The organism is Pseudomaricurvus alcaniphilus (genome assembly GCF_011440395.1).
GTDB lineage: Bacteria > Pseudomonadota > Gammaproteobacteria > Pseudomonadales > Cellvibrionaceae > Pseudomaricurvus > Pseudomaricurvus alcaniphilus.
In genome coordinates, this window is sequence record NZ_JAAOIX010000001.1 from 1,451,167 (window position 1) to 1,472,829 (window position 21,663).

Sequence of the window (21,663 nt, forward strand, 5' to 3'; positions counted from 1 at the left end):
TGTTGGCAATCCGCTTACAGGGTAGTCTGGCCGCCGTCGAGCACGACGACAGAACCGGTCATAAAGCGCGCTTCATCAGAGGCAACGTAGGCCACGGCCGCGGCGATTTCCTGCGCCTCGGCCAGTTCGTAGCCAGGCAATGGCAGCATGCGATTCACCAGCATCTGCTCGGCATCACTCGGGAAGGAATAATTGTCATAAATTGCTGTTTTCACACCGCCTGGGGCGATCAGATTCGCACGCACTTGCTTGCTGCTGAACTCTGCAGCGATGGCACGAGTAAAGCCGTTGACTCCAGCCTTGACCGCGCAGTAACAGGAATTGTACGGCTGGCCCTGCAGCGACGACGCTGAGGAAATATTGACAATGTTACCCTTGGATTCGACCAGGTACGGCATAGCGGCCTGGGTGACATCGAAAATGCTGGTCAGATTGATGGCGAGCATGCGATCCCAGGCCTCGCGCGACATATCCTCCAGCCGCCAGGCCCCGGCGATGCCAGCAATATTGCAAAGCACGTCCAGACGGCCGAAGCGCTCGGCAGTGGCTGCCACCATGGCGCGGCAGGAGGCAGGATCTGTGGCATCAAAGCGTACGTGATCGACCGTACTGGCCGCCAGCGAGGCACTGAACGTCTGCAGCGCCGCCTCATTGATGTCCGCCAGCATCAGGGTCGCCCCCTCAGCAGCTAATCGCTCTGCGGTCGCCCGGCCAATACCGGACGCTGCACCGGTGACCAAGGCCACCTTGCCCTCAAATCTCTTCATAGTTATTACTCCTGGTAGAATTTAGGCTTCGATAATTTCAGGTGTCAATAATGGAATAGCCGCCGTCGACCACCAGCGTGTGGCCAGTAATAAAGCCCGCGCCCGAGGAGCTCAGAAACAGTGCCGCCGCAGCAATCTCCTCGGGGCGCCCCCAGCGAGCCAGCGGGGTTTTGGCTGTGATCAAATCGTGCACACTGCGGTCATCGCAGTAGGTCTGGGTCATACGGGTTTTAATGGAACCGGCGGCAATCGCATTGGTGCGAATGCCTTCTCCGGCCCAAAGGGCGGCGCAGGTTTTGGTGAGCTGCACTATACCTGCCTTGGCAGCGCCGTAGCCGGGGAAGTAGGGACTGCCGAAGAACGACATCATCGAGGCGATGTTGACGATGCTGCCTCCGCATTGCAGCACACTGCGCTGCAATGCGGGGCGGCAGCTCCGGGACAAATGATGCACAGCGGTGAGATTAACGGTTATGGCTCTCTCAAACTCCTCGCTGGAAAAGGTATTGCCGGCGTTGTTTACCAACACATCGAGGCGTTCGAAGCTCTGACCCAAGCGCTCGACGGCTTCCAGGTCCGCCAGATCCAGCTGCCTGTAGGTACAGCCCTGCAGATCCGCTTCGTAATCCGACGAGGCCTGCCGGGTACCGGTAACAGTCACCTCGGCGCCTGCCTCAAGCAAAACACGAGCTATCGCCAGTCCGATGCCACTGGTGCCGCCAGTCACCAGGGTTCTGGCGCCGGAAAAATCATAGTGAACCCGACCCGCGGTGCCCGCCCTGGAGCTATTACTGGAATCGCCCATGGATTGTCCCTGTTATTGTTACGTGTCTGTTGATCTATGGGCATGTTAACCGCCACCTCCGAGCCACGAATCACCTGATCGAATGATATCGAGACCATCACGCCAGGAGGAATTCAAGCAATTTCATACTGTAAACGAAGTATGCGGCAGCTTTGACAAGCACCCGCCAAGTGTTAGTCTTACAAGGCTAAAACGCTGAAGGGGGGCCGGGCTAGATGCCAGAAAATGGCCTAACCAGCTGATAATTATAAGATTTTATAGAGTCATAACGATGAGAAAACTGGAGCTCGCACTCACCGACTACGACGAGCTTGTGCACTCGGTCTACGCCGGCATCGATGAGGTGTCACCCTGGTCTTCGTTTCTGGATAGGCTGTGCACAGCCACCGGCTCCAGGGATGCCTCGCTGGTATTCAGCGTTCTCAAACCGGAGGAGAACTTCTACCTGCTGACCAATGACCGGGAGTTCTGGTCGCGCTCGACCAAAGATTCCATTCGCCATCTATTGTCCATGAGTGAAACCCTGCATATTTCGCAACCTGAACCATCGACTATCGCGGAAACCTTGCGCGCCGATCAGTTCTACAAGAGTGAACTGTATCTCAATTATTTGAAGCCCATCGGCATCCGGTTCCTGTTGAGCCAGGACCTGGCGTTCGAGGACACCTACCGGATCAAACTGTCGGTGGAACGAACCGATGACTGTGCCGATTTTGGCGAAGCGGAGAAAGCAGTCTTTGAATGGATCACGCCACATCTTCGCCGCGCCGTGCAACTGCGGGAAGAACGCATACAACACTCGCGTCTAAACGACATCACCAACAGCACACTGAGCAAGGTGTCGGTGGGTGCACTGACGCTGGACGCAGATGGCCGGGTAATTACTACCAACTCAATGGCCAAGGTGATCCTCCAGGGCGGTCGCGGGCTCACCCTCCTCGAGGATCGCCTTAAAGCCACCGACCCTCGCCAGAACCAGGAGCTCAAGTCGGCCATCAAGCATGCATTGCATCTCTCAAAGACTGCCGAAACAGAACAATCCGGAACGGGCTTCAGGATCGAGAAATACCCCGGCAAGCCACAACTGGACATGGTCATCAAGCCGATTAGCAACACCACCTATGACGGCACTAACCTGGCCTCCAGGGTGGTGATTTACCTAAACGACTGCGAGCGTTCCAATGTTGACCTCAACATCGAAATGCTGCGCAATATCTACAGCATGACACCCTGTGAAGCGCAAATAAGCGTGTACCTGGCGGAGGGGAAAACCCAGGCGCAAGTGGCTGAATTACTGGGGGTCAGCATCAACACGGTCAAAACTCACCTGCGGGGCATCTACGACAAACTTGACGCGAAGAATCAATCACAGGTGGTCGCGATCCTTAACCGAAGCAGCGCGCGCCTACTCTAAACCCGGGAGTATACCTCACCATACAAACTAAAACGGTCCACCCGATGGGCATTACCGAAGGCTTCCACAACAAAATGGAAATGATGTCGAGGAGAGCGTATGGTTTTAGAAACTTTGAGAATTACCGACTGAGAGTGCTGGCCCACTGTGGATGGGATGGCATTATTAACAGGGTTCGATGAGTGCCCATCCCCCGTTAATGGGGTAGAGCCTTATTGGGGTAGAGACAATGCACGTAAGTCATTGATTTTAAATGGTACCAGAGGCCGGACTCGAACCGGCACGCTTTTAAGGGCGGGGGATTTTGAATCAATTACGCTTATAAAAACTTGTTTTAAATCAACATCTTAAAATATTTAAATCCTTATATATACACACTCTATACTATTTAAGGATTCCAATATACACTCTGACTCTAACGAAAACAGGGACGTATATTCGATGAAATCACAGGAAGAACTGCTTTCCGAGCTGATCAAAATTGCATCAACTGCCGACCGGGATCAGCTCGAGCAGATGATCAAAACATCACAGCACAACCGCCCTGCCCCCTCCTCCACCTCCATTCTGGTTGCCGACAGTATACGCCTTTACAGAAACAGCGAATCGCCTTTCTGGTGGGTGTCCGTGAGCGGACTAGGACCGCGGCCCTATCGCCAGAGCACCAAGGTTTACCTCAGTGACCCGGAAAAAGCGAAATCAGAGGCAATTTCAATTGCCAGCCTGCTGAGGTATCAGCACAGCGCCGGCTTGCTCAAAGACCCCGTCAAGGGTCACGGCGTCACCTTGGTCTGCAATGCGGTGATAAAGGAGCTGGAGGAGGCAAAAAAGAAGCGCCAAAAGGGCAGTGGAAAATCGACCCTTGAGACTTATATCAACCACATTGCGAAATCCTTTATACCCTACTTCAGAGGCAAAACGATCGATGCTGTGACCTATGGCGCCCTGGAAGCCTATTTTCATCAGCTGCCATCGAAGAGCAAGACGCAGATCACCACCCAAAAGACGGCCATCAAGTATGTGCTCGATTACTGCCTGCGCCATGGGATTATCGCCCAAGCGGATTATCCACAGCTGCCGTCTACTTCAAAGTTCGCCAAGCAAAACGAAAAATCTTCAGAATCCCATAAGGTCTTTGAGGACTCAGACCTAAAAGTAATCCTCAGCTCATTCGATGATTTCACCCAGGGAAAAGGCGACAAACACACCGAGCGAAGGGCGCAAAGCAAAAAGACTAGAGCCTATCGGCAACTGTTCCCCTACTACTTCCAATTCTTGTGCTCAACCGGCGTTCGTACCGGCACCGAACCCATGAACCTCAGGTGGGCCGCCATCTATGAAAGCCACTTCAATTCTGATGGCGAAGACAAGCGAGCGATCATCGCTCACATCGGACACGGAAAAACCAGCGCGAAATCAGGCAAGAACAAAAAAGGCCGTGAGATTCTGTTGAATGGTCCCACAGCCGACATCCTCGAGCAGATCTGGCGCCACAAGTACGGCAAGGACAATGGAATACGTGAAATCATTGCCGCCAGATCAGAGGAGTATATTTTTCATACAACCGAGGGCGTACCGGACTTCTGCCGCATCATGGAGCAATACCGAAGCTACCTTGGAAACCGACTCAAACACGACTACACACTTTACAGTTGCCGGCACGAATACATCAACTGCTCGCTGCGCGCGAATGTCGATATACGGTTGATTGCCAAACAATGCGGCAACAGTGTTGCGGTTATTGAACAACACTACGAAGAGTACAAGGCCATCCATCGAGCGGCTGATATTTACACGCCTGCGGATATTGCTCGGTTTAATCAGTTCGATTAATGATGATGTTTGGCCAGGTTGGGTGCAAATTTTTGGTCAACAGCAATTAAAGAAAGAAGTGAATGCTCCGGGATTCTAGAGAAAAGCCTAAAATTTTCCAGCGAAGGCCTCAATATCAGGAGCCGAGAGACTTATTGCCGCCAACCTCTGGGCAACATATAAAAAACGGCTGGCTAACGGCACAAGAATCAGCTATCTTATTATATATTACCGGGTAACGTTTAAAAAGGAGCGATCACATGGATGAGAAAAAAGACGCGGCCGCCCTGCATGGGAGGTGACCCCTGAAAATAAGGAAGTTAAACCACGCCAGCGCAATGGCATTGAAACTGCAGCAACATACCTCTACGGAACCGCCTCACATTGCACCATAGATTGGTACACCAACAAACAACGGACGTCACGTGTGAAATGGCGAGCCACGGTGATTGATACCGAACAGGAATTCGCGCGCGTTAGGGGTAATTTGCGCGAAGCGATTGGTGAATATATTGGTATTATTATAATAAACGTTACCCCGTGACGAATATAATGCTGCTATCATTTTCAAGGGCGACCCCTTCTTTTCCGCTGCACATTCAAAAGCATCTGTAGCGTTGCCACTGAGAGCAATCAACGAAAGTCCGGTGCCCAACTTTTAAAACAGAGCACTACCGCCATCGAGGTAAAAATGAGGTGGTCGCGATCTAGGCCGACCACTGGGCTTGGCAATCAGTGGGTTATGCTATTAATCTTTATATCCAAATACACAGAAAGCCTTTTGATTAGCGATAGGATTCTCTGCCAATTGATAGAATCACACCAGCAAGACAGCTTTATTAGTGTTGTACCCGGTGTCAATTCCCTGCTGGGTAAACGAATAACGCGGAGGTCATTGCGAAGGGTGGCAGCTGCAGAATGCGGTGAAATAAGGAACAGTACTACGATCAGGGCTCTTCCTGCAGACGGCGATAATGCGTCGGCGGGCAGCCAAAGTAACGGCTAAACAAGCGCGTAAAGTAGCTTGGGTCGGCAAAACCTGAAGCCATCGCAATATCGGCGATGGGTTCGCTGCCATCGGCCAGCAAGCGCCGGGCGTGCTCGAGGCGTATTTCGTTGACAAATTGCTTGGGCGATTTATGCAGGTATTTTTTGAAGCGGCGCTCCAATGCACTTACCGATAAACAAGAGACTCGCGCTAACGCGGCGATTTCAATCTCCTCACAAAAATGGGATCGGATATAGTCAATGGACAGCTCCAGTTGCCGCACCGCAGCCAACGAAATACTGGATTTTTCCAAGCGTCGGGACAGTCCGTAGGTACCGATAATATCGCCGCTGTCCGCCAGCAGGGGGTGCTTGCTGGTTAGGAACCAACAGATCTCACCGGTGCGCAGGATATTCAACTCCAGCCTCTCCTCCACTTGCTTGCCCGCCAATACTTTGCAGTCATCCTCGATAAACTGTCGGGCAATCGCCCGTGGGGAAAAGTCCGTATCGCATTTGCCAATCAGGTCAGCAAGACCCGACACCCCGTACTGGTGGAGAAAACAGCGATTGGCGAACATGATGCGGCTGGCGCGATCCTTGATCCAGATCAGTGTGTGCGGCAGCATATCAAAGGTATGCAATAGCTGATGTATATTCGTCTGGCTAAAAAAATAGTCGGCCATCTGCTGCCCGTCTGCCCTGCTTGGTTCCAACACGGCTACAACCTCCAGGAATACGCACGCCGAATTTGTCCAGATTATACCGTAATTCCTGCTAACGCAGAGCCGACCCCTCCGTTAAGCTTTATGCAGAAATCTCCACCGCCCGCCTACCACGGCAGGCGAGCCAATTGCTATACGGGATTAACCTTTCCCGCGCAAAACAACCAACATTAAGCAGGAGAATAACATGGCCAAGATTCGCATGGGTATGGTCGGCGGCGGCGAAGGCGCCTTTATCGGCTCAGTCCACCGCCTGGCCGCCTTCCTCGACGGCGAGGTAGAACTGGTGTGCGGCGCCTTCAGCAGCAACGCCGAACGCGCCCAACGCTCCGGTGCAGCCCTGCATCTGCCACCGGAGCGGAGCTACATTAGCTACCAGCAGATGATGGCGGCCGAAGCGGCCCTGCCCGCCGACCAACGCATGCAATTTGTTGCGATCGTCACCCCCAACCACCTGCATTTCCCGGTGGCCGAGGCGGCCCTGCAAGCGGGCTTCCACGTGCTCTCGGACAAGCCCGCTACTTTCAATCTCGACGAGGCCCTGAAACTGCGCGAGATCGTCCGCGACACCGGCCTGCTGTACAGCCTCACCCACACCTACACCGGCTACCCACTGGTGAAAGAGGCGCGCGAACGAGTGGCCGCCGGTGCCCTCGGCAAGATCCGCAAAGTGGTGGTGGAATACCCCCAGGGTTGGCTCGCCGAACGCCAGGAAGACGCCGATAACAAGCAGGCCGCCTGGCGCCTGGACCCCAGCAGGGCCGGCATCAGCAGCTGCATGGGCGATATCGGCGTGCACGCCGCCAATCTGGCGGAATACGTGACCGGACTGCAGATCAGTGAAGTCTGTGCCGACCTCACCGCCTTTGTCGAAGGCCGCAGCCTGGATGACGACGGCGCCATGCTGCTGCGCTTCAACAGCGGCGCCAAAGGCGTACTGATGGCCAGCCAGGTCAGCGTCGGCGAAGAGAACGCCCTGCGCATCCGTATCTACGGTGAACAGGGCGGACTGGAGTGGTCGCAGCAGGAGCCCAACACTCTTTGGCTGAAGTGGAACGACCGCCCCACTGAGATGCTGCGTACCGGTGGCGGCTACCTGGGCCGCCTGGCTGTAGCCAATACCCGTACCCCGGGTGGCCACCCGGAGGGTTACCTCGAGGCCTTCGCCAACCTTTACATGGCCTTTGCCGGCCAGATTCGCGCCCACGCAGCAGGTACTCCACCGGGCGAACGCGCCGCCGACCTGCCCGGCATCGAGGACGCCGTGCGCGGCATGGCGTTTATCGAGCTGGCGGTGGCGGCCAGTGCCAGCGACGTGAAATGGCACCCGTTTCCCAATCACGGGTAACCCACACTGATCGATAACATTGCTAAACCACACCGAACAATTTTGGAGATACCCATCATGACACAGATGCAAGGCCCGGCCATTTTCCTGGCCCAGTTCGCCGGCAGTGAGCCCCCCTTCGACAATTTGAAAAACATCTGCCGCTGGGCCGGCGGCCTGGGTTACAAGGGCGTGCAGATTCCCACCTGGGAGTCGAGCTTGATTGACCTCAAGCGCGCCGCCGAGAGTAAAGACTATTGCGATGAGCTGAAAGGCATCTGCGCCGAAGGCGGAGTGCAGATCACCGAGCTATCCACCCACCTGCAGGGCCAGCTGGTAGCTGTGCACCCGGCCTACGACGAGCTGTTTGACGGCTTTGCCCCGGCCGAACTGCGCGGCAAACCCCAGGCGCGGCGCGAATGGGCCGAACAACAGCTGCGGCTGGCAGCCAAAGCCAGCGGCAACCTCGGCCTGAGTGAGCATGTCACTTTCTCCGGCGCCCTGCTCTGGCACACCGTCTACCCCTGGCCCCAACGCCCGGCGGGCCTGGTGGAAACCGGCTTCCGCGAGCTGGCCGATCGCTGGCTGCCGATCCTCGATGCCTTTGACGCGGCGGGTGTCAACCTGTGCTACGAGATCCATCCCGGTGAGGACCTGCACGACGGCGTCACCTTCGAGCGCTTCCTCGAAGCCACCGGCAACCACCACCGCTGCCAAATCCTGTACGACCCCAGCCACTTCGTGCTGCAGCAGCTTGACTATGTGCAGTTCATCGACTTCTACCACGAGCGCATCAAGATGTTCCACGTCAAGGACGCCGAATTTGTGGCCAACGGCCGCAGCGGCATCTACGGCGGCTACCAGGACTGGAAAGACCGCCCCGGCCGCTTCCGCTCTCTGGGCGACGGCCAGGTGGATTTCAGCGCGATCTTCAGTCAATTCGCCAAGTACGGCTTCGAGGGCTGGGCGGTACTGGAGTGGGAGTGCTGCCTCAAGCACCCCGAGGACGGCGCCCGCGAAGGGGTCGACTTTATCAAACGCCACATCATCCGCACCACCGACAAGGCCTTTGACGATTTCGCTGGCAGCGGCAATAATGAAGCAGCCAACCGCCGTATTTTGGGCCTGAAATAACCGCAGCACGGGCGATGAGCGAGGATGGTGGCGATAAAGTCCGGCACTCCAGCCATTATCGCGCAGGGGGAGTCAGTGGTTGGGGTGATCATTTCCGACAAAAGGGCCCCGGTCTGCTGCAGGCCCTCATGGAAGATGACGTTGGTCAGGCACGGGTTGATCAGAGCTGCTGCCAACAATGCTTGCGATACGCTTGCGCTGACGACGCCACGGGGCCCGCCTGCAGAATTTCTCTCCTTGACGTTCTCATAGGTACGACTCCTCCATCAGAGCTAACATTTCAGAGCCCCGGACGCCAAGGTATTTCCACTGTACCCACTACATCCACAGGCTAATACTGCGGCAGCTGAGCTGCCAGAACTGGTGCCAGTGGAACCCGCCGAGCGCTCAAGAATACACCCGGGCTTTATCAGATTGCTATCCATGCCACTGTACTTGACCGCAACAAGCTCACCCAACAAGCGCTATTATGACCCGTAATATTCAAGGACTACGCCAAGAAAGGTAGGCTAACGCCATGATACCCAATTCAGCTTTGAGAGATTCCCAATCGCCTTCACCGGCCACATCCGCAGCTGTTCCGAAACCTAAAAAACGTGCTAATGCGGAATAAGTAACAACGAGACAGTGTTCAATGGCTTTTTCTGGGTCAGGCCGCTTAATCTCTTTGCGATACTTCAAGATGAGTGTAGAAAGACTGGCTACTTGCTCACGATGAATCGTGCGTCCTCGCGTCTCTACGACTGGATCTTTAGCAGCGCATGACATAATTGCTCGAACAACCAGTGCGTCTTGACGCAATTCTTCTGCCCATTCATCAATGAGCATCGGAATAAGCGGTTTCAACCCACGGTAGGCGTCCAGGCGGTTTATCATTTCCGTTTGTCGAGGCACTCTCAATCGATATACCTCATCCATAACGGCCCAAACAAGCTCCCTTTTACTGGCAATCCGACCATATAATGTGCCGACTGCAACACCTGACTTTTGCGCAACTTCTTGGAGGGTAAAACTGTCGTCTCCACGTTCCGCCATGAGTGCAGATGCAGCCTTAATCACCTTCTCCAATGATAATCTACTGCGCTTTTGTTTAGGGGGATTGGTGATACCGATTGATTTACTCATTAATTCTCGCAATCCAAGCTAAGCCGACACCAGGGCAAAGCAGCTAAAATCCAGTGAAATAACGCTGGATTTCTTGGAATGCTGGGGTGTCGGGATCATTTCGTGGCAAATTTGTCAGCGCGCATGATATCAAACTTCCATCAATTTTCCACCTTCTGCTAAATGACAGCCCCTTCAACTAACCCTTCACCGCCATGGGTTATCGCGCCCCGTCTAACAAACGCGCGGATCGTTGAAGAGGTCTCTTGAAGCGAGAATCAAAACACCTCTGCCAAGGAGACCCCTGCTAGCTATAACCAGTCGACACCATTTTTGGAATGGTAATCAAGAATTATGCATAGCCTGCAAGTCGTGTTCTGGCTCAACCAGACCACGGTAAATCGGCATCAACCCAGCTTATGCAAAATACTGCTTGCCAACGCGTGATGACGTCTAACTTTGTCAAAAGCATCAGCATCCGTCCAATGGTGCCCTTCGTATTCACTGGACATGTACCCGTTAAAGTCACCCTCGACAAACACCTTTAATGTGGAGGCATAGTCAATTGACGCTTCCGCGCCGTCATCTGCAAAGTCGAAAAACTTTCCGTGGATGTGGAAGGTCTGCGGCATTATTTCCGCCCAATCGCGAGGGTCCTGCCGACTGAACAGTCCGAAGATAGGGAATAACTCAAGAATTAAATCCGCGTCACCACCCATTGCAACGGCTTTCTGGTAAAACTGAGCCGCCATTTCAGAACCATTACCGCCAGCATGCCAAACCTCCAGTGCAAGATCGATCATGCTTTCGGCGACGCCGATACTGCGTACAAAGTCCAGAAAGCTCGGTGGAACAGAATGAACAGAGGCACCAAAATCTGGAATAAAGCCCAACAAGGGTGAATTTACCTGCTCATACATTTCACGGAACGCTAAAATAACAGGATGCTGAACGTGATGTGATGCATGGATCTCAAGTGCCAGCTTCAAACCCAGCTTTTCAGCCTCCGGCACCAGCCGCTTAATCGCTTCGGGCCCAGCACCATATTGGTAACGGATCAGGGGAAAGCCCAGTTTCGCAGCTGCATGCAACTGCGGAACGTGGTAGTCAAAGAGCTCGTCTTCCGTCATCTTACGATCGCGATTGATACCGAAGTCCGAATTAATTCCCAGGCAGGAAAGTTCCAGTCCAACCTCGTCAATCAGGCCACGAAACCAGTCTGCATAAGCGTCACTGACAACGGGAAATCCTTTAATACTTTGAAATCCGACGATCTCAAGACCCGGGCCCAGATTTTCAGCGGCGATTCGACGAATGAGCGACTCAAAGGAATAATCATGATTATGGTATTCGGTGGTAAAACTATACAGTGTGCTACCGAGTCGTAAATTTGAGGACGATGCTGATTGCATATTAATGATTACTTTTCTGTCAATGGGCCAACAAACGCTTCTGTGTTCGCACAACACGATGCAGATCTTTTAAGTACGGTGGATAAATGGCGAGAGTTACTGCTACATCGTATTCCTTGCCTACCTCCAGGTTTTTCTCATTTAGAACAAGATAAGCCGTATCAAGAACAAACCAGTTTTCGGTGGTGCGAGCTCTGAGCTCATCGAGCCGAATACTGCTTCCTTCCAACTGAAACACGACATTTGACATGTCAATAACACGCCCATCGAACTCAATACTGACAACGTCCACAACAGAAAGTGGTAATGAGCGATACCAGGGTAGTCGGACAGCCACTGCACAACCACCGGAAGTTACCTTCAATCCGTTATCCGCAATAACACGATGATGCATCATCTTAATTTCTCTCTATTACCAGGATTTAATTGTTAAAATTTAACTGAGCAACTACTTCTTCACGCTGATCAGCTTCTTCACTACGTAACTTCAACAACTGTCGTCTAGCGCGAATCGCTGCAACATCACTCGGCATTACCACTGGATTTAAGTCCCAGAAATCCTCGCCATCCATGGCATCAGACTGCGCCTGTAGCATAGGCTCATCCTCCGTTAGAAATACCTTGCGTGCGTGTTCTTCAGCTTCCTTGCTCCTCCCGTGAGTAAAAAAGTAATGCGTGGATTTTTGGGTTTCAGGAGTTAGGATATGTGGATTCGCCATCGGAGGGATGACAGGCTCTCCAGTGTCATGACGATTTATCTCAATGAATAACGCCAGACTAGCCGGCGCATGCCAACGTATGTGCAGCGCCTCATCTATTGTGATTCCCTCTCGCTTTAAGTGTTCAGGCCAGTCTGGAGGCGGTGCATCTTTGGTATCCCATTTATTCCAAATCGCGCCACTATCATCAACTTCAACCTTCTGCTTGCCATGGCTGAAAAGCGACCCCTTCATTCCAAAATTTTCTACATGCAAAAATTCTGCGTGCGTTAAATCAAGCAGATTATCTGCGATCAACTCATAGTTAACGCCCATGAGGTAGTGTGCGCACGAAATGGGCTGTCCTGTTTCAATAAAATTAAAATCAGGAATGCTATCCTGATCAGCGAGCGACGCATCACCCAGCCAAAACCACAACGCACCATAACGCTCGACAACAGGAAGGGTGGAGAGCCTCGCATTATTCGGAATCTGCTGACTGAAGGGGTTGAAAACACATTCTCCTTTTCCGTTAAAGGTCAGCCCGTGATACCCACAGGATATTTTTCCATCATTGAATTTACCTCGACTAAGCGGTACAAAACGATGAGGGCAGCGATCTGAGACCATAACCCAACTTCCATCCAGCTCACGCCAGAGCAGCCAAGGTTTATCAAGAAATTTCCGACTGAGGAATCCCTCCTCCGGAACTTCCTCAACCCAGGCAGCCATTTACCAGCAATTGAGTACATACTCTGTATTTATTTCGTTATTCATATTTCGCTCCATATCCTAAAAATAAAAGCTCTCTATAATTATTACAGTCGATATTTTCTTGGATTTGTCACACCAATTAATTAGCCCACCGTCTAGACAGATAAGAGTAAGATTGATACTTTTTAGCTTTTTATTTCACTCAGTACTGTCCATATGAACAGGTATTGAAGCGCCTAATGCAAGATTCTCTTCATGAACAGGATTGGCTTTTTTTCCAACACCACGTAATCTCACCAACGCCGCAAAAACAGCTACAGCCAAGGCAAAGAATCCAAGGACAAACAGCGCCTGCCGAATACTCCCCATTTGCACGGATATAAATCCTGTGATCAATGGGCATAGGAATTGCCCAGTCAGGAAAAAGGTGCTCCAGATCCCCATCCCTCTCGCACGATACTTAAATGAAAGGCCGTTCTGACACCAGGCCCACAAAATGGGAAACGCCATCCCGTTACCTGCCTGTTGCGGAAGCGAAGCGATACCAACCCACCAATACGTTTCTGACAAGCCAATACCAATTAAACCAATAGCGTTTAATCCAAGCATGATGGTCAACTGTGTCGCTACCGGCCACATAGATATGCGACTGTAAATCAAAGCACCGAACGGAACACCGATACTTGCGAGCATACTGATCACTGCAATTTTCGAAGAGGAATCTACGCCGACTTCGTCTAGAGCAATGCCAATATGAACGGGTTGAATAAAAAATATAAATGCAACAACGCTGGAAACACTGCATACACCGAGGTGGCGTTTCCATGGAAATTGAGTCGATTCAGGCTTAGCGTTACCCGAATCAATATCAATATGCTTTGGCTCCCAGAGGGCGTACCAGGCCAGTACAAAAATGGGCAAACCTATGGCATGAAGGGTAAACGGCCCCCACCACCCTAACGCATCGGCTAACAAACCACCGGCGAGAATAGCGAGAGTCGCGAGTATGGAGCCCGCAACGCCGTTAATAGCAAACCAGCGGTTGCGTTCCTTTTCCTCATAGTAGTCTCCATAAAGCGTCGTTCCGATGGTAAGCAACGCGGCAATACCTATGCCTAATCCCGCCCTGCTGATCAAAATCCCAATCAGATCATCGAGAAACACCGGAACAACACCACACGCGGTATAGATGGCAAGTGAATAAAGCAGCAACGCGCGGCGCCCAATTAGATCAGCAGTCCAACCTAGCACGGGAGACAAAATTGCCACAAGTAAAGCCGGCGCTGTCACTAGTAGTGGAACCAGCGTACCCGCACCCGGATAATCAGAAAAATGACTAATGAGCCTTGGCAGCACCGCTGGCAAAGAGATAAAAGCCAATGTAGGCATATACCCTATCAGGATTAACGTGACTCCCTGAAGAGTTCCAGCATTTCTGTTGGCCATTGAGCCCCCTTGTCAGAATATTATTAGACAGGCACATATACCTGAAAGATGAACTATCAAAGTGTGATTTAACGATGAGACTCAGTTTTTGACATCGAAAACCCTTTGATCTAGAGACGGTTAAAACTAATCAACAAATAATCTTGAAATAACAATCTTGACCATTCCCGCCTCTGAAAAAATAGACTATTTCCAGAGGCAGGAAAAATTGTTTAGAAATTAAAGCTGGCACGCACACCATAGGTTCTCGGTGGCTGGAACTCATACTCATTGACCATAACATTTTCATTTCGACTAGCTCGGCTGAGCACAACTTCATCGGTCAAATTTCTGACAAAAGCACTTAATTGCCAGGAACCACCGCCAGGTATAAAACCAAGCGATGCATTAAACACGAGCGAATTCTTTGATTCCGTATCAGAATATTCGAAGACGCTGTAGTTGAAATCAGACGTATATTTACCGTCTAGACGCACAATCAATTCACCACTTTCAATTTGAAAAGATTGATCATAGCCGACTGACGCGACAAAGGAAGGTGCATTTGGCAAACTGTTTCCGCTAATATCAACATTAACGCCGCCGCTTGCGGCATATACGCCGTCGGAGAACTCTGTATCAAGTAACGCAGTACTAAAACTCAGCCGACGACTTCCCCCAAATAACGCAGTAAATTCCGCTTCTACACCAGATATAGTTGCATCACCTGTATTGAACGTCATCGCACCTAAGTCAGCAAGCTGCGAAGCTTGATAGTTCGAATAATCCATGTAAAAAGCGGCAAGATTGAACTGAATACGACGATCAAGAAATCGATTTTTAGTACCAATTTCAAAGGATTTCATAATTTCTGGCTCGTAGATAACGGAGCTGCCAATCGTTGTATTAAAACCACCCGATTTATATCCAGTATCATATTTAGCGTAAAACATGCTATCGTTATTGACCTCGTAATCCAAACCGATATGATAAGTCGCTTGCTCTTCCTTCATTGAACCTGCGCTGTCGGTGACTATAGGATTATAGGGCATGGAGGGAAAAAGCAGAGCCGCCAGAACCAGAGTTTGATCTCCGCTCCGCCGCTTTTCATCCCAAGTATATCGACCACCGATTGAGAGTTTGAGTTGTTCCGCTAGTGCAAAACCAACTTGACCGAATACAGCATCAGATGTTGTTTCTACATCATAATCAAAACTCAAAGCATACTGATCTGCATATTGAGGTATGTCAGCATCGAGCATGTCGAGGTTATACACACCAGATAACAAGGTGTTGGATTCATTGAAATAGAAGTATCCAAGCTGGAAAGTAAACGTACTATCTGGCGAACTGGCGAGAAGCACTTCGTGGTTTGTGGTTTCCGGGTTTTCATGCCGTACAAACTGGCGTAAAACGGGATAATTTGTATCGAACGATTCATTCCCTGCATCAGACTTTAAGTCTTCATAACCACCGGAATAAGTTAACGTCACGTCCATTGGAAGCTGGTCATAAACAACCTCCCAACGGTAGCGGTCAGCACTCATCTTATTGTAGATAGGCGTTATCCCTTCGACGGTATCGGCATCACCAAAATCAGGGCGCTCACCCATTGGCTGAGTCCGCATTACAGCAGCCCCCAGATTGGAAATGTCATCATGCTGATAGGAAGCCCAGATACTAAGCGCCTCTGTCGGAAAAATTGCCGCCTGTAGGCGAACTGAGCCTGAATCTTCATCATCACTGTGCTTATCTAAGGGCGTAATATAACGATAGCCTTCATGCTTTCGGCGTATACCTGACAGTCGAAACTGGACAGTATCCGACGGCGCTAAATTGAAACCTAATTCACCATTGAAAGCTCCATAATTGCCAACCTCAATCGAACCATAGCCACTGTTAATATTTTCAGGACGATTTGTAATGATACTGATCAAGCCTCCGGTTGAGTTTCGTCCATTCAGAGTACCTTGTGGCCCTTTAAGAACCTCAACACGGCTCACATCATACATTGATAGCTGCAGCCCGTAGGGACGATTGGTGAAAAATCCATCACGAGCAATCGGTACAGAAGGGTCACCAATTTCGGTAGTATCGGCTGAGGCTACGCCGCGAATAGCAACATACCCAGCTCCGCCATTATTGGTCAGATTTACACTCGGATCCATGCGCGCCAGTGACGCTATATCCGACACTCCACTAGCTGCCAAATTTTCACCGGTATAGACCGTAAGAGAAATCGCTGTTTTTTGTGCATCAGACTCAACGCGATTGGCAGTTACAACAACCTCCTCTAAAGAGAACGCATTACCGGCCATATCAACTTCTTGAGCCTGCGTATAAGGCACCGAAAAAGCTGTAAGCATCGAACAAGATGCCATCGCTAAATTCAACTTTTTTATCTTTATTTTCATACCAATTCCCTCACTGAAAAAATTAAAAACTCGCCGGTTCGACCCGGATTTCAACCACGTACACGGACGTAACTGCTGCCGTTACCGTCCGCAATTCAGGAGAAATGAACTAGACAACAGTACATTTACTCACTACGAATACCACCACATAACAGACAAAGAATTATTAGAACCCACGACAAAAAATCTTTTTTTATATCGTAAAACCGACAAATGAATACGAATGCTAATTCATTGTTTCTTTTAATGTCAATTAGAAAAAGTTTAACCAGTAACGAATCATGGTGAAAAAATCCCTATCCAGATCGAACGATTAGCAGACTCGCGTATTGCGCTTATTGTTGTAACGCTGCATGATCTCGTTGGAAACAATCCGGCTATTAACCACTCACGGTGAAACAGTATTCGCAATCTTCTGAACAACGCACCGAACTGTAATCAACAGTACGCAATACACCCGATGCGATAGTTTATACACTTACCACCAACCGGGTTCCCTGCCCGGTTTCCATTTAATACTGCAACCATTACTCGGATACTGCAGCGCTGGAAGCGGCGTACCCGCAATCATTGCATCAACCGCCGAACGAAGGCTCTCTCCCGTGACCGGTAATTGGGTTCTTGGGCCCTGACTATGCTCAGTAAACGGGCGGCTATCATCAAACTGGCCACAGTAGACCAACTCATACTGCTCGTTAAACAAAAAAAAATCCGGCGTGCAGACTGCCCTATAGGCATCGGCCACGGACTGGTCTTCATCGTACAAATAAGGAAAGGTGAATCCATTCTTCCGTCCAAAGTCCACCATCGCGTCAGGACCATCCTCGGGGTGCTGTACACTATCATTCGAACTGACGGCAACCACACCCAGGCCTTTCTGTTGATACTCGCGCGCAAACTCAAGCAATCCCGGCAGCAGATGCAGGACGAATGGACAATGGTTAGAGATAAAAGCAACTAAAAGGCCTTTTTCACCAAACACATCACGCAAGCTACAGCTGACACCGTCACCATCGGACAGTGTAAAATCTGGCGCCGGGGTACCTAATTGAAGCATTAAGGATTCATGTCTCATTATTATTTCCTCTGGTTATGTTGAACGTAACAGTTACAGCCGCCCCGCTTTCATTTCTTCAACAGCATAGTTAGCTGCCCGGGCGGTAAGCGCCATATACGTTAGGGACGGATTCACCGTCCCGGAAGAAGCCATGGCCGCCCCATCGGTCACGAATACATTTCTGACATCATGCATTTGGTTATGACTGTTCAGTACGGAGGTTTTAGCATCACGCCCCATGCGCGCGCCCCCCATCTCATGAACAGCGCTCCCGGGCGAGCCAATTTCAGTGGATGCATGGACTACATCCCAGCCCATTAACTCAATCATTTTAACGGCCTCAGCGGCCGCATTTTTTGCCAGCGCACGCTCGTTATCCGTCCATTCATAATGCACATCAATTTGAGCAAGGCCGTGGGAATCCTGCTTAGTCTTAGAAAGGGATGCCGCATTCGTCTCAACAGGCAATGCCTCGATAAAGTAGCCCAGGGCTAACATCCAATCGCCGGGACTTTTTATTTCTTGTTTGAAGGACGCACCCACCCCTTTCATCTTTGCACCGCGCGGATAACCTTCGCGAAAGACGCCACCCTGATAAGAATACCCACGCACGGCACCTTCCAACGGTTCAGTCAAATTGGCGAATCGAGGAATAATCAGATTTGCAGGACGATTCACAGAATATGTGCTGCCTTCGAACCCTTTAACTTTTGCAATCGTGAAGGATTGCGCATGATCCATAATGTACTTCCCCAGTGTACCACTGGAATTACCCAGCCCATCAGGATGCTCTGACGAAACCGAACGCATTAAAATAGCGATGGTATTCAGCGTTGAAGCGTTTAAGAAAATCAATTTCGCGGAGATAGACTCTTTTACGCCCTTTTCCACATTAATTACTCTGATCCCTGTTGCCCGTTTTGTTGCCGGATCGTAGTCAACAGCTTCAACAATCATGTTATTTAAAACAGTGAGATTCCCTGTTGCTTTCGCGGCAGGCAGGGTCGAACTCTGGGTACTGAAATACGCCCCATAGGAACACCCCCTGGAGCATACAACACGCGCCTGGCAGGGAGCCCGACCATCTTTAGCTTCACGGATATGAGCGACACGACCAATAATCGCCTGCCGACGATTACCGTAATGCTCTGCGAGGCGTTCTTTCAATGCTAATTCCGGTGCAGTGAGTGGGAATGGCGCTTGAAATGTACCATTGGGCAGCCCGACAACTTCGTCGGTACTATCACCGGAAACGCCGATGAATTTCTCAACGTAGGTATACCATGGCTCGATATCCTGATATCGAATGGGCCAGTCCACACCATAGCCATCAGCAAGATTCGCTTCAAAGTCCTGCGCCCCTCGACGAAAGGCGTGCCGGCCCCAGGTCAGGGATCGCCCACCAGTCTGGTAACCTCGCCGCCACTGAAAACCCTGAGAACCGGATTCCTGATAGGGCTCTTTTAAATCATCAACCCAGTAACGTTCATTGTATTCATCGAAGAACAATCCTCGCTGCCTCGGATAGCGCTCCTTGTATTTAGCCTGATCACCAAATCCCCGGTAAGGCATTTCCCAAGGCGATTTAAACTCCGTCTGATAATCTACTCTGTGTTCGATATTGGGGCCGCGTTCTATCAGCGCGACTTTTAGGCCTTTTTCGCACAACTCTTTTGCCGCCCAGCCACCAGAGATTCCAGACCCAACGACAATTGCATCAAAATCTTGTTTCATATTGATCAATATCCAATAAAGTCTGTTGTGGCAAAGAAATCGGTAGCTTGAGCCGGATCACCTTTTTTATACGGCAAATCGGCCTTAAAACTGCCGGGCGTAAAGGTATATTGAAGCTCTTTTGACGCACCCGTTTCGCTGGTGTAATAACCCATAAGTATCAGCTTTTTAATAACCGGCCACACTGATCGTCGACTGCTCTCAAAAGACGAAAAACAATCGGCGTCATACTGAAAAAATACACTGAATCGTTGCGGTTCCGACAAACTCATGAACGCACCACCTGCGGCCTGGTCAAGCTCCTCCCTCAAGCGACGCAACTCATCGCCGCTGGTATTACAGAAAGCATGCCCCAATGCGAGACTGATAAACGCTGGTACATTAACTGCCAAGGCTCCCGGGGTCTCGGTATCGGGAATTGTTTTGTCACAGATATAATTCAACAATGGATCACTGTTTTCGGTACTCGCCTTACCAATCTGAGACCAGATACTCATTGCTCCGATTGCCGATAACCCAATAATAAAATCTCGGCGACCGATCAAAGCTTGTGCTTGATCAGAACTATCAATTCCCGGCACTTTCAACCCCTTACTACGAATCATTTTTCAATCTAAAGAAGACAGGATTCTTCTCGCCAGCGCATGATGACGCTTAATCTTTTCGAATCCGTCCTCTTCACTCCAGATATGACCTTCGTACTCACTGGACATAAATCCGTCATAACCCGACTCGACCACAAGGGGCAGAATCCGGGCCATATCGACCGACACTTCATCACCCTGTTCATCAAAGTCAAAAAACTTCCCATGGATATGGATGACCTGCGGCATTATCTCCATCCAAGATTCTGGTTTTGCTCGACCAAACAGACTAAACATACCAGCTAGACTCAGAATCCAATGCTCGTCAAAACCCTGTGCCCGAGCAGCATCTATATAATGACTTTTTCGCTCCGAAGACTTTCCTTCTGCAAGCCAAATCTTTTCCGACAGTGCAATGAGTTCATCAGGAACACCTTTAGCCCGCTGCGCCGCAAGGAAGCTGGGCGGAACAGCTCTGCTTGTAGAGCCAAAATCTGGAATAAAGCCCAGCATTGGAGAACCGACTCGTTCATACATTTCACGAAATTCAATGATGTCCGGGTGTTGAGCATGATGCGGCGCATGAATTTCAAGCCCCATTTTCACACCTAAACGCTCAGCACAGGGCAGACAGCGCTCGATCACCGATGGGCCGGCCAACAGCTGATACCGCACAAGAGTAAAGCCGAGTTTTGCGGCCGCTTCCAGCTGACGCTCATGGTACTGAACATTTTCGTCCTCAGACATGGGACGATTCGGATTAATCCAAAGATCAGTGTTAACCCCCAGACACGTTGGAATAAGCGCCGTCTCCGCCAACAGATCTTTGAATTTTGCTGCAAACTCATCGCAGACAACAGGAAATCCCTTGATACTCTGAAAACCAACGACTTCAAGGCCCGGCCCAATATTTTCCGACGCAACTTTTCTAACCAACTCTTCAAAACTGAAACGCTTGGAGTAGAATTCCGTAGTCAAGCTGTACAGGGTTGTTCCAAGCTTCAATGTATTTCCGGCAGTATTCATCTATTAAACCTCTACAGCGACAATGTCTTTCTCACACACAACGGGCAACGTAAACCCGGACAAGTACGGCGGTTTAACGGTAAACGCAACAAACACGCGATGGGATTCCCCCGCCTTAACAACACACTCATCCAGATGTACGACGGCGCTGTCCAACACGAACCAGAATTCATCAAAATGATCCTGCAGTTCTTTAACTTTTATCTTTTTACCGTTCAGCTCAAAAGTTAATTCAGGCACATCAAATGACTGTCCATCAACTTCTATTTTGTCGAGCGATATAACTGATAAAGGCAGGGCTCTATACCACGGCAATTGAATGGATACCGTGACACCCTGTTTCGATAACGTTAATGAATTACTATCGATGATGCGATGATCAATCATAAAACTACCCACTTATCTAATTTTTGAATACCTTAGCCAAACTTGAATCTGAACGAGGTAAACCAGCAACTCGGTTTACTCTCAAATAAGGAATCAATTGACTGAAAAATTCTTGAGACCTGCCGCCTTCAACGCCA

General features: G+C 50.4%; 18 protein-coding genes and 2 pseudogenes. 5 read left to right on the forward strand and 15 right to left on the reverse strand.

Annotated elements, in window-relative coordinates:
• Nucleotides 1-14 precede the first annotated feature (14 nt).
• Together G8764_RS06035 and G8764_RS06040 are read right to left on the reverse strand one after the other, a co-directional pair.
• Nucleotides 15-767 carry an SDR family NAD(P)-dependent oxidoreductase gene (locus tag G8764_RS06035; protein WP_166162821.1) on the reverse strand — a complete coding sequence of 251 codons (753 nt, stop codon included), beginning with the start codon at nucleotides 765-767 and terminating at the stop codon, nucleotides 15-17.
• Nucleotides 768-804: 37 nt separating this feature from the next.
• Nucleotides 805-1,572 (reverse strand): SDR family NAD(P)-dependent oxidoreductase, encoded by a 768-nt coding sequence (locus G8764_RS06040; RefSeq protein WP_166162823.1) that lies wholly within the window; start codon nucleotides 1,570-1,572, stop codon nucleotides 805-807.
• A gap of 271 nt (nucleotides 1,573-1,843) precedes the next feature.
• Here G8764_RS06040 and G8764_RS06045 point away from each other — a divergent pair, with 271 nt between their 5' ends.
• From G8764_RS06045 to G8764_RS06055, 3 genes and pseudogenes are all read left to right on the forward strand, one after another.
• Nucleotides 1,844-2,986, forward strand: a complete 1,143-nt coding sequence (locus G8764_RS06045) for a LuxR C-terminal-related transcriptional regulator (protein WP_166162828.1) — start codon at nucleotides 1,844-1,846, stop codon at nucleotides 2,984-2,986.
• A gap of 47 nt (nucleotides 2,987-3,033) precedes the next feature.
• Nucleotides 3,034-3,168, forward strand: a pseudogene (locus G8764_RS06050) (transposase); the annotation flags it as partial.
• 259 nt (nucleotides 3,169-3,427) lie between these two features.
• Nucleotides 3,428-4,819 (forward strand): tyrosine-type recombinase/integrase, encoded by a 1,392-nt coding sequence (locus tag G8764_RS06055; RefSeq protein ID WP_166162831.1) that lies wholly within the window; start codon nucleotides 3,428-3,430, stop codon nucleotides 4,817-4,819.
• A 926-nt stretch (nucleotides 4,820-5,745) separates the two neighbouring features.
• On the opposite strand, the gene G8764_RS06060 is transcribed toward G8764_RS06055, so the two are convergent.
• A complete protein-coding gene (locus G8764_RS06060; RefSeq protein WP_207951683.1) occupies nucleotides 5,746-6,504 on the reverse strand; it encodes a helix-turn-helix domain-containing protein in 759 nt (252 codons plus the stop codon).
• Nucleotides 6,505-6,697: 193 nt separating this feature from the next.
• Between G8764_RS06060 and G8764_RS06065 the strand changes: the two genes are divergently transcribed.
• Nucleotides 6,698-7,858: a Gfo/Idh/MocA family protein gene (locus tag G8764_RS06065; protein ID WP_243748555.1), complete on the forward strand. Its 1,161-nt coding sequence runs from the start codon at nucleotides 6,698-6,700 to the stop codon at nucleotides 7,856-7,858.
• 57 nt (nucleotides 7,859-7,915) lie between these two features.
• Nucleotides 7,916-8,971, forward strand: a complete 1,056-nt coding sequence (locus G8764_RS06070; RefSeq protein WP_166162834.1) for a sugar phosphate isomerase/epimerase family protein — start codon at nucleotides 7,916-7,918, stop codon at nucleotides 8,969-8,971.
• Here the strand turns inward: G8764_RS06070 and G8764_RS23050 are convergent.
• The 12 genes and pseudogenes from G8764_RS23050 to G8764_RS06125 all read right to left on the reverse strand — a co-directional run.
• A pseudogene (locus tag G8764_RS23050) lies at nucleotides 8,911-9,063 on the reverse strand (hypothetical protein); the annotation flags it as partial. The gene G8764_RS06070 and the pseudogene G8764_RS23050 sit on opposite strands and share 61 nt — an antisense overlap.
• A gap of 391 nt (nucleotides 9,064-9,454) precedes the next feature.
• Complete coding sequence (locus tag G8764_RS06075; protein WP_166162837.1) at nucleotides 9,455-10,096, reverse strand: TetR/AcrR family transcriptional regulator; 642 nt, start codon at nucleotides 10,094-10,096, stop codon at nucleotides 9,455-9,457.
• Between the two features lie 386 nt (nucleotides 10,097-10,482).
• Entirely contained in the window at nucleotides 10,483-11,487 is a 1,005-nt protein-coding gene (locus G8764_RS06080; protein WP_166162840.1) for a sugar phosphate isomerase/epimerase family protein, read from the reverse strand.
• A 19-nt stretch (nucleotides 11,488-11,506) separates the two neighbouring features.
• A complete protein-coding gene (locus G8764_RS06085) occupies nucleotides 11,507-11,884 on the reverse strand; it encodes a C-glycoside deglycosidase beta subunit domain-containing protein (RefSeq protein WP_166162843.1) in 378 nt (125 codons plus the stop codon).
• A gap of 25 nt (nucleotides 11,885-11,909) precedes the next feature.
• Complete coding sequence (locus G8764_RS06090; protein ID WP_207951684.1) at nucleotides 11,910-12,917, reverse strand: aromatic ring-hydroxylating oxygenase subunit alpha; 1,008 nt, start codon at nucleotides 12,915-12,917, stop codon at nucleotides 11,910-11,912.
• Nucleotides 12,918-13,097: 180 nt separating this feature from the next.
• Entirely contained in the window at nucleotides 13,098-14,345 is a 1,248-nt protein-coding gene (locus G8764_RS06095; protein WP_166162846.1) for an MFS transporter, read from the reverse strand.
• A 212-nt stretch (nucleotides 14,346-14,557) separates the two neighbouring features.
• Complete coding sequence (locus G8764_RS06100; RefSeq protein WP_166162849.1) at nucleotides 14,558-16,738, reverse strand: TonB-dependent receptor; 2,181 nt, start codon at nucleotides 16,736-16,738, stop codon at nucleotides 14,558-14,560.
• 478 nt (nucleotides 16,739-17,216) lie between these two features.
• Nucleotides 17,217-17,813 carry a thioredoxin family protein gene (locus G8764_RS06105; RefSeq protein ID WP_207951685.1) on the reverse strand — a complete coding sequence of 199 codons (597 nt, stop codon included), beginning with the start codon at nucleotides 17,811-17,813 and terminating at the stop codon, nucleotides 17,217-17,219.
• A 33-nt stretch (nucleotides 17,814-17,846) separates the two neighbouring features.
• Nucleotides 17,847-19,529, reverse strand: a complete 1,683-nt coding sequence (locus G8764_RS06110) for a GMC oxidoreductase (protein WP_166162851.1) — start codon at nucleotides 19,527-19,529, stop codon at nucleotides 17,847-17,849.
• Nucleotides 19,530-19,534: 5 nt separating this feature from the next.
• Nucleotides 19,535-20,134, reverse strand: coding sequence for a gluconate 2-dehydrogenase subunit 3 family protein (locus G8764_RS06115; protein ID WP_166162854.1), 600 nt, complete (start codon nucleotides 20,132-20,134; stop codon nucleotides 19,535-19,537).
• 3 nt (nucleotides 20,135-20,137) lie between these two features.
• Entirely contained in the window at nucleotides 20,138-21,139 is a 1,002-nt protein-coding gene (locus tag G8764_RS06120; RefSeq protein ID WP_166162857.1) for a sugar phosphate isomerase/epimerase family protein, read from the reverse strand.
• Between the two features lie 3 nt (nucleotides 21,140-21,142).
• Nucleotides 21,143-21,526: a C-glycoside deglycosidase beta subunit domain-containing protein gene (locus G8764_RS06125; RefSeq protein WP_166162860.1), complete on the reverse strand. Its 384-nt coding sequence runs from the start codon at nucleotides 21,524-21,526 to the stop codon at nucleotides 21,143-21,145.
• Between the last annotated feature and the right edge of the window lie 137 nt (nucleotides 21,527-21,663).

What these genes read in the sequence shown, in the direction of transcription:
- G8764_RS06115 (WP_166162854.1), bottom strand. Translation starts at nt 20,134, where the DNA reads ATGATTCGTAGTAAGGGGTTGAAAGTGCCGGGAATTGATAGTTCTGAT.
- G8764_RS06065 (WP_243748555.1), top strand. Translation starts at nt 6,698, where the DNA reads ATGGCCAAGATTCGCATGGGTATGGTCGGCGGCGGCGAAGGCGCCTTT.
- G8764_RS06075 (WP_166162837.1), bottom strand. Translation starts at nt 10,096, where the DNA reads ATGAGTAAATCAATCGGTATCACCAATCCCCCTAAACAAAAGCGCAGT.
- G8764_RS06100 (WP_166162849.1), bottom strand. Translation starts at nt 16,738, where the DNA reads ATGAAAATAAAGATAAAAAAGTTGAATTTAGCGATGGCATCTTGTTCG.
- G8764_RS06055 (WP_166162831.1), top strand. Translation starts at nt 3,428, where the DNA reads ATGAAATCACAGGAAGAACTGCTTTCCGAGCTGATCAAAATTGCATCA.
- G8764_RS06105 (WP_207951685.1), bottom strand. Translation starts at nt 17,813, where the DNA reads ATGAGACATGAATCCTTAATGCTTCAATTAGGTACCCCGGCGCCAGAT.
- G8764_RS06125 (WP_166162860.1), bottom strand. Translation starts at nt 21,526, where the DNA reads ATGATTGATCATCGCATCATCGATAGTAATTCATTAACGTTATCGAAA.
- G8764_RS06090 (WP_207951684.1), bottom strand. Translation starts at nt 12,917, where the DNA reads ATGGCTGCCTGGGTTGAGGAAGTTCCGGAGGAGGGATTCCTCAGTCGG.
- G8764_RS06085 (WP_166162843.1), bottom strand. Translation starts at nt 11,884, where the DNA reads ATGATGCATCATCGTGTTATTGCGGATAACGGATTGAAGGTAACTTCC.
- G8764_RS06040 (WP_166162823.1), bottom strand. Translation starts at nt 1,572, where the DNA reads ATGGGCGATTCCAGTAATAGCTCCAGGGCGGGCACCGCGGGTCGGGTT.
- G8764_RS06045 (WP_166162828.1), top strand. Translation starts at nt 1,844, where the DNA reads ATGAGAAAACTGGAGCTCGCACTCACCGACTACGACGAGCTTGTGCAC.
- G8764_RS06035 (WP_166162821.1), bottom strand. Translation starts at nt 767, where the DNA reads ATGAAGAGATTTGAGGGCAAGGTGGCCTTGGTCACCGGTGCAGCGTCC.
- G8764_RS06110 (WP_166162851.1), bottom strand. Translation starts at nt 19,529, where the DNA reads ATGAAACAAGATTTTGATGCAATTGTCGTTGGGTCTGGAATCTCTGGT.
- G8764_RS06080 (WP_166162840.1), bottom strand. Translation starts at nt 11,487, where the DNA reads ATGCAATCAGCATCGTCCTCAAATTTACGACTCGGTAGCACACTGTAT.
- G8764_RS06070 (WP_166162834.1), top strand. Translation starts at nt 7,916, where the DNA reads ATGACACAGATGCAAGGCCCGGCCATTTTCCTGGCCCAGTTCGCCGGC.
- G8764_RS06120 (WP_166162857.1), bottom strand. Translation starts at nt 21,139, where the DNA reads ATGAATACTGCCGGAAATACATTGAAGCTTGGAACAACCCTGTACAGC.
- G8764_RS06095 (WP_166162846.1), bottom strand. Translation starts at nt 14,345, where the DNA reads ATGGCCAACAGAAATGCTGGAACTCTTCAGGGAGTCACGTTAATCCTG.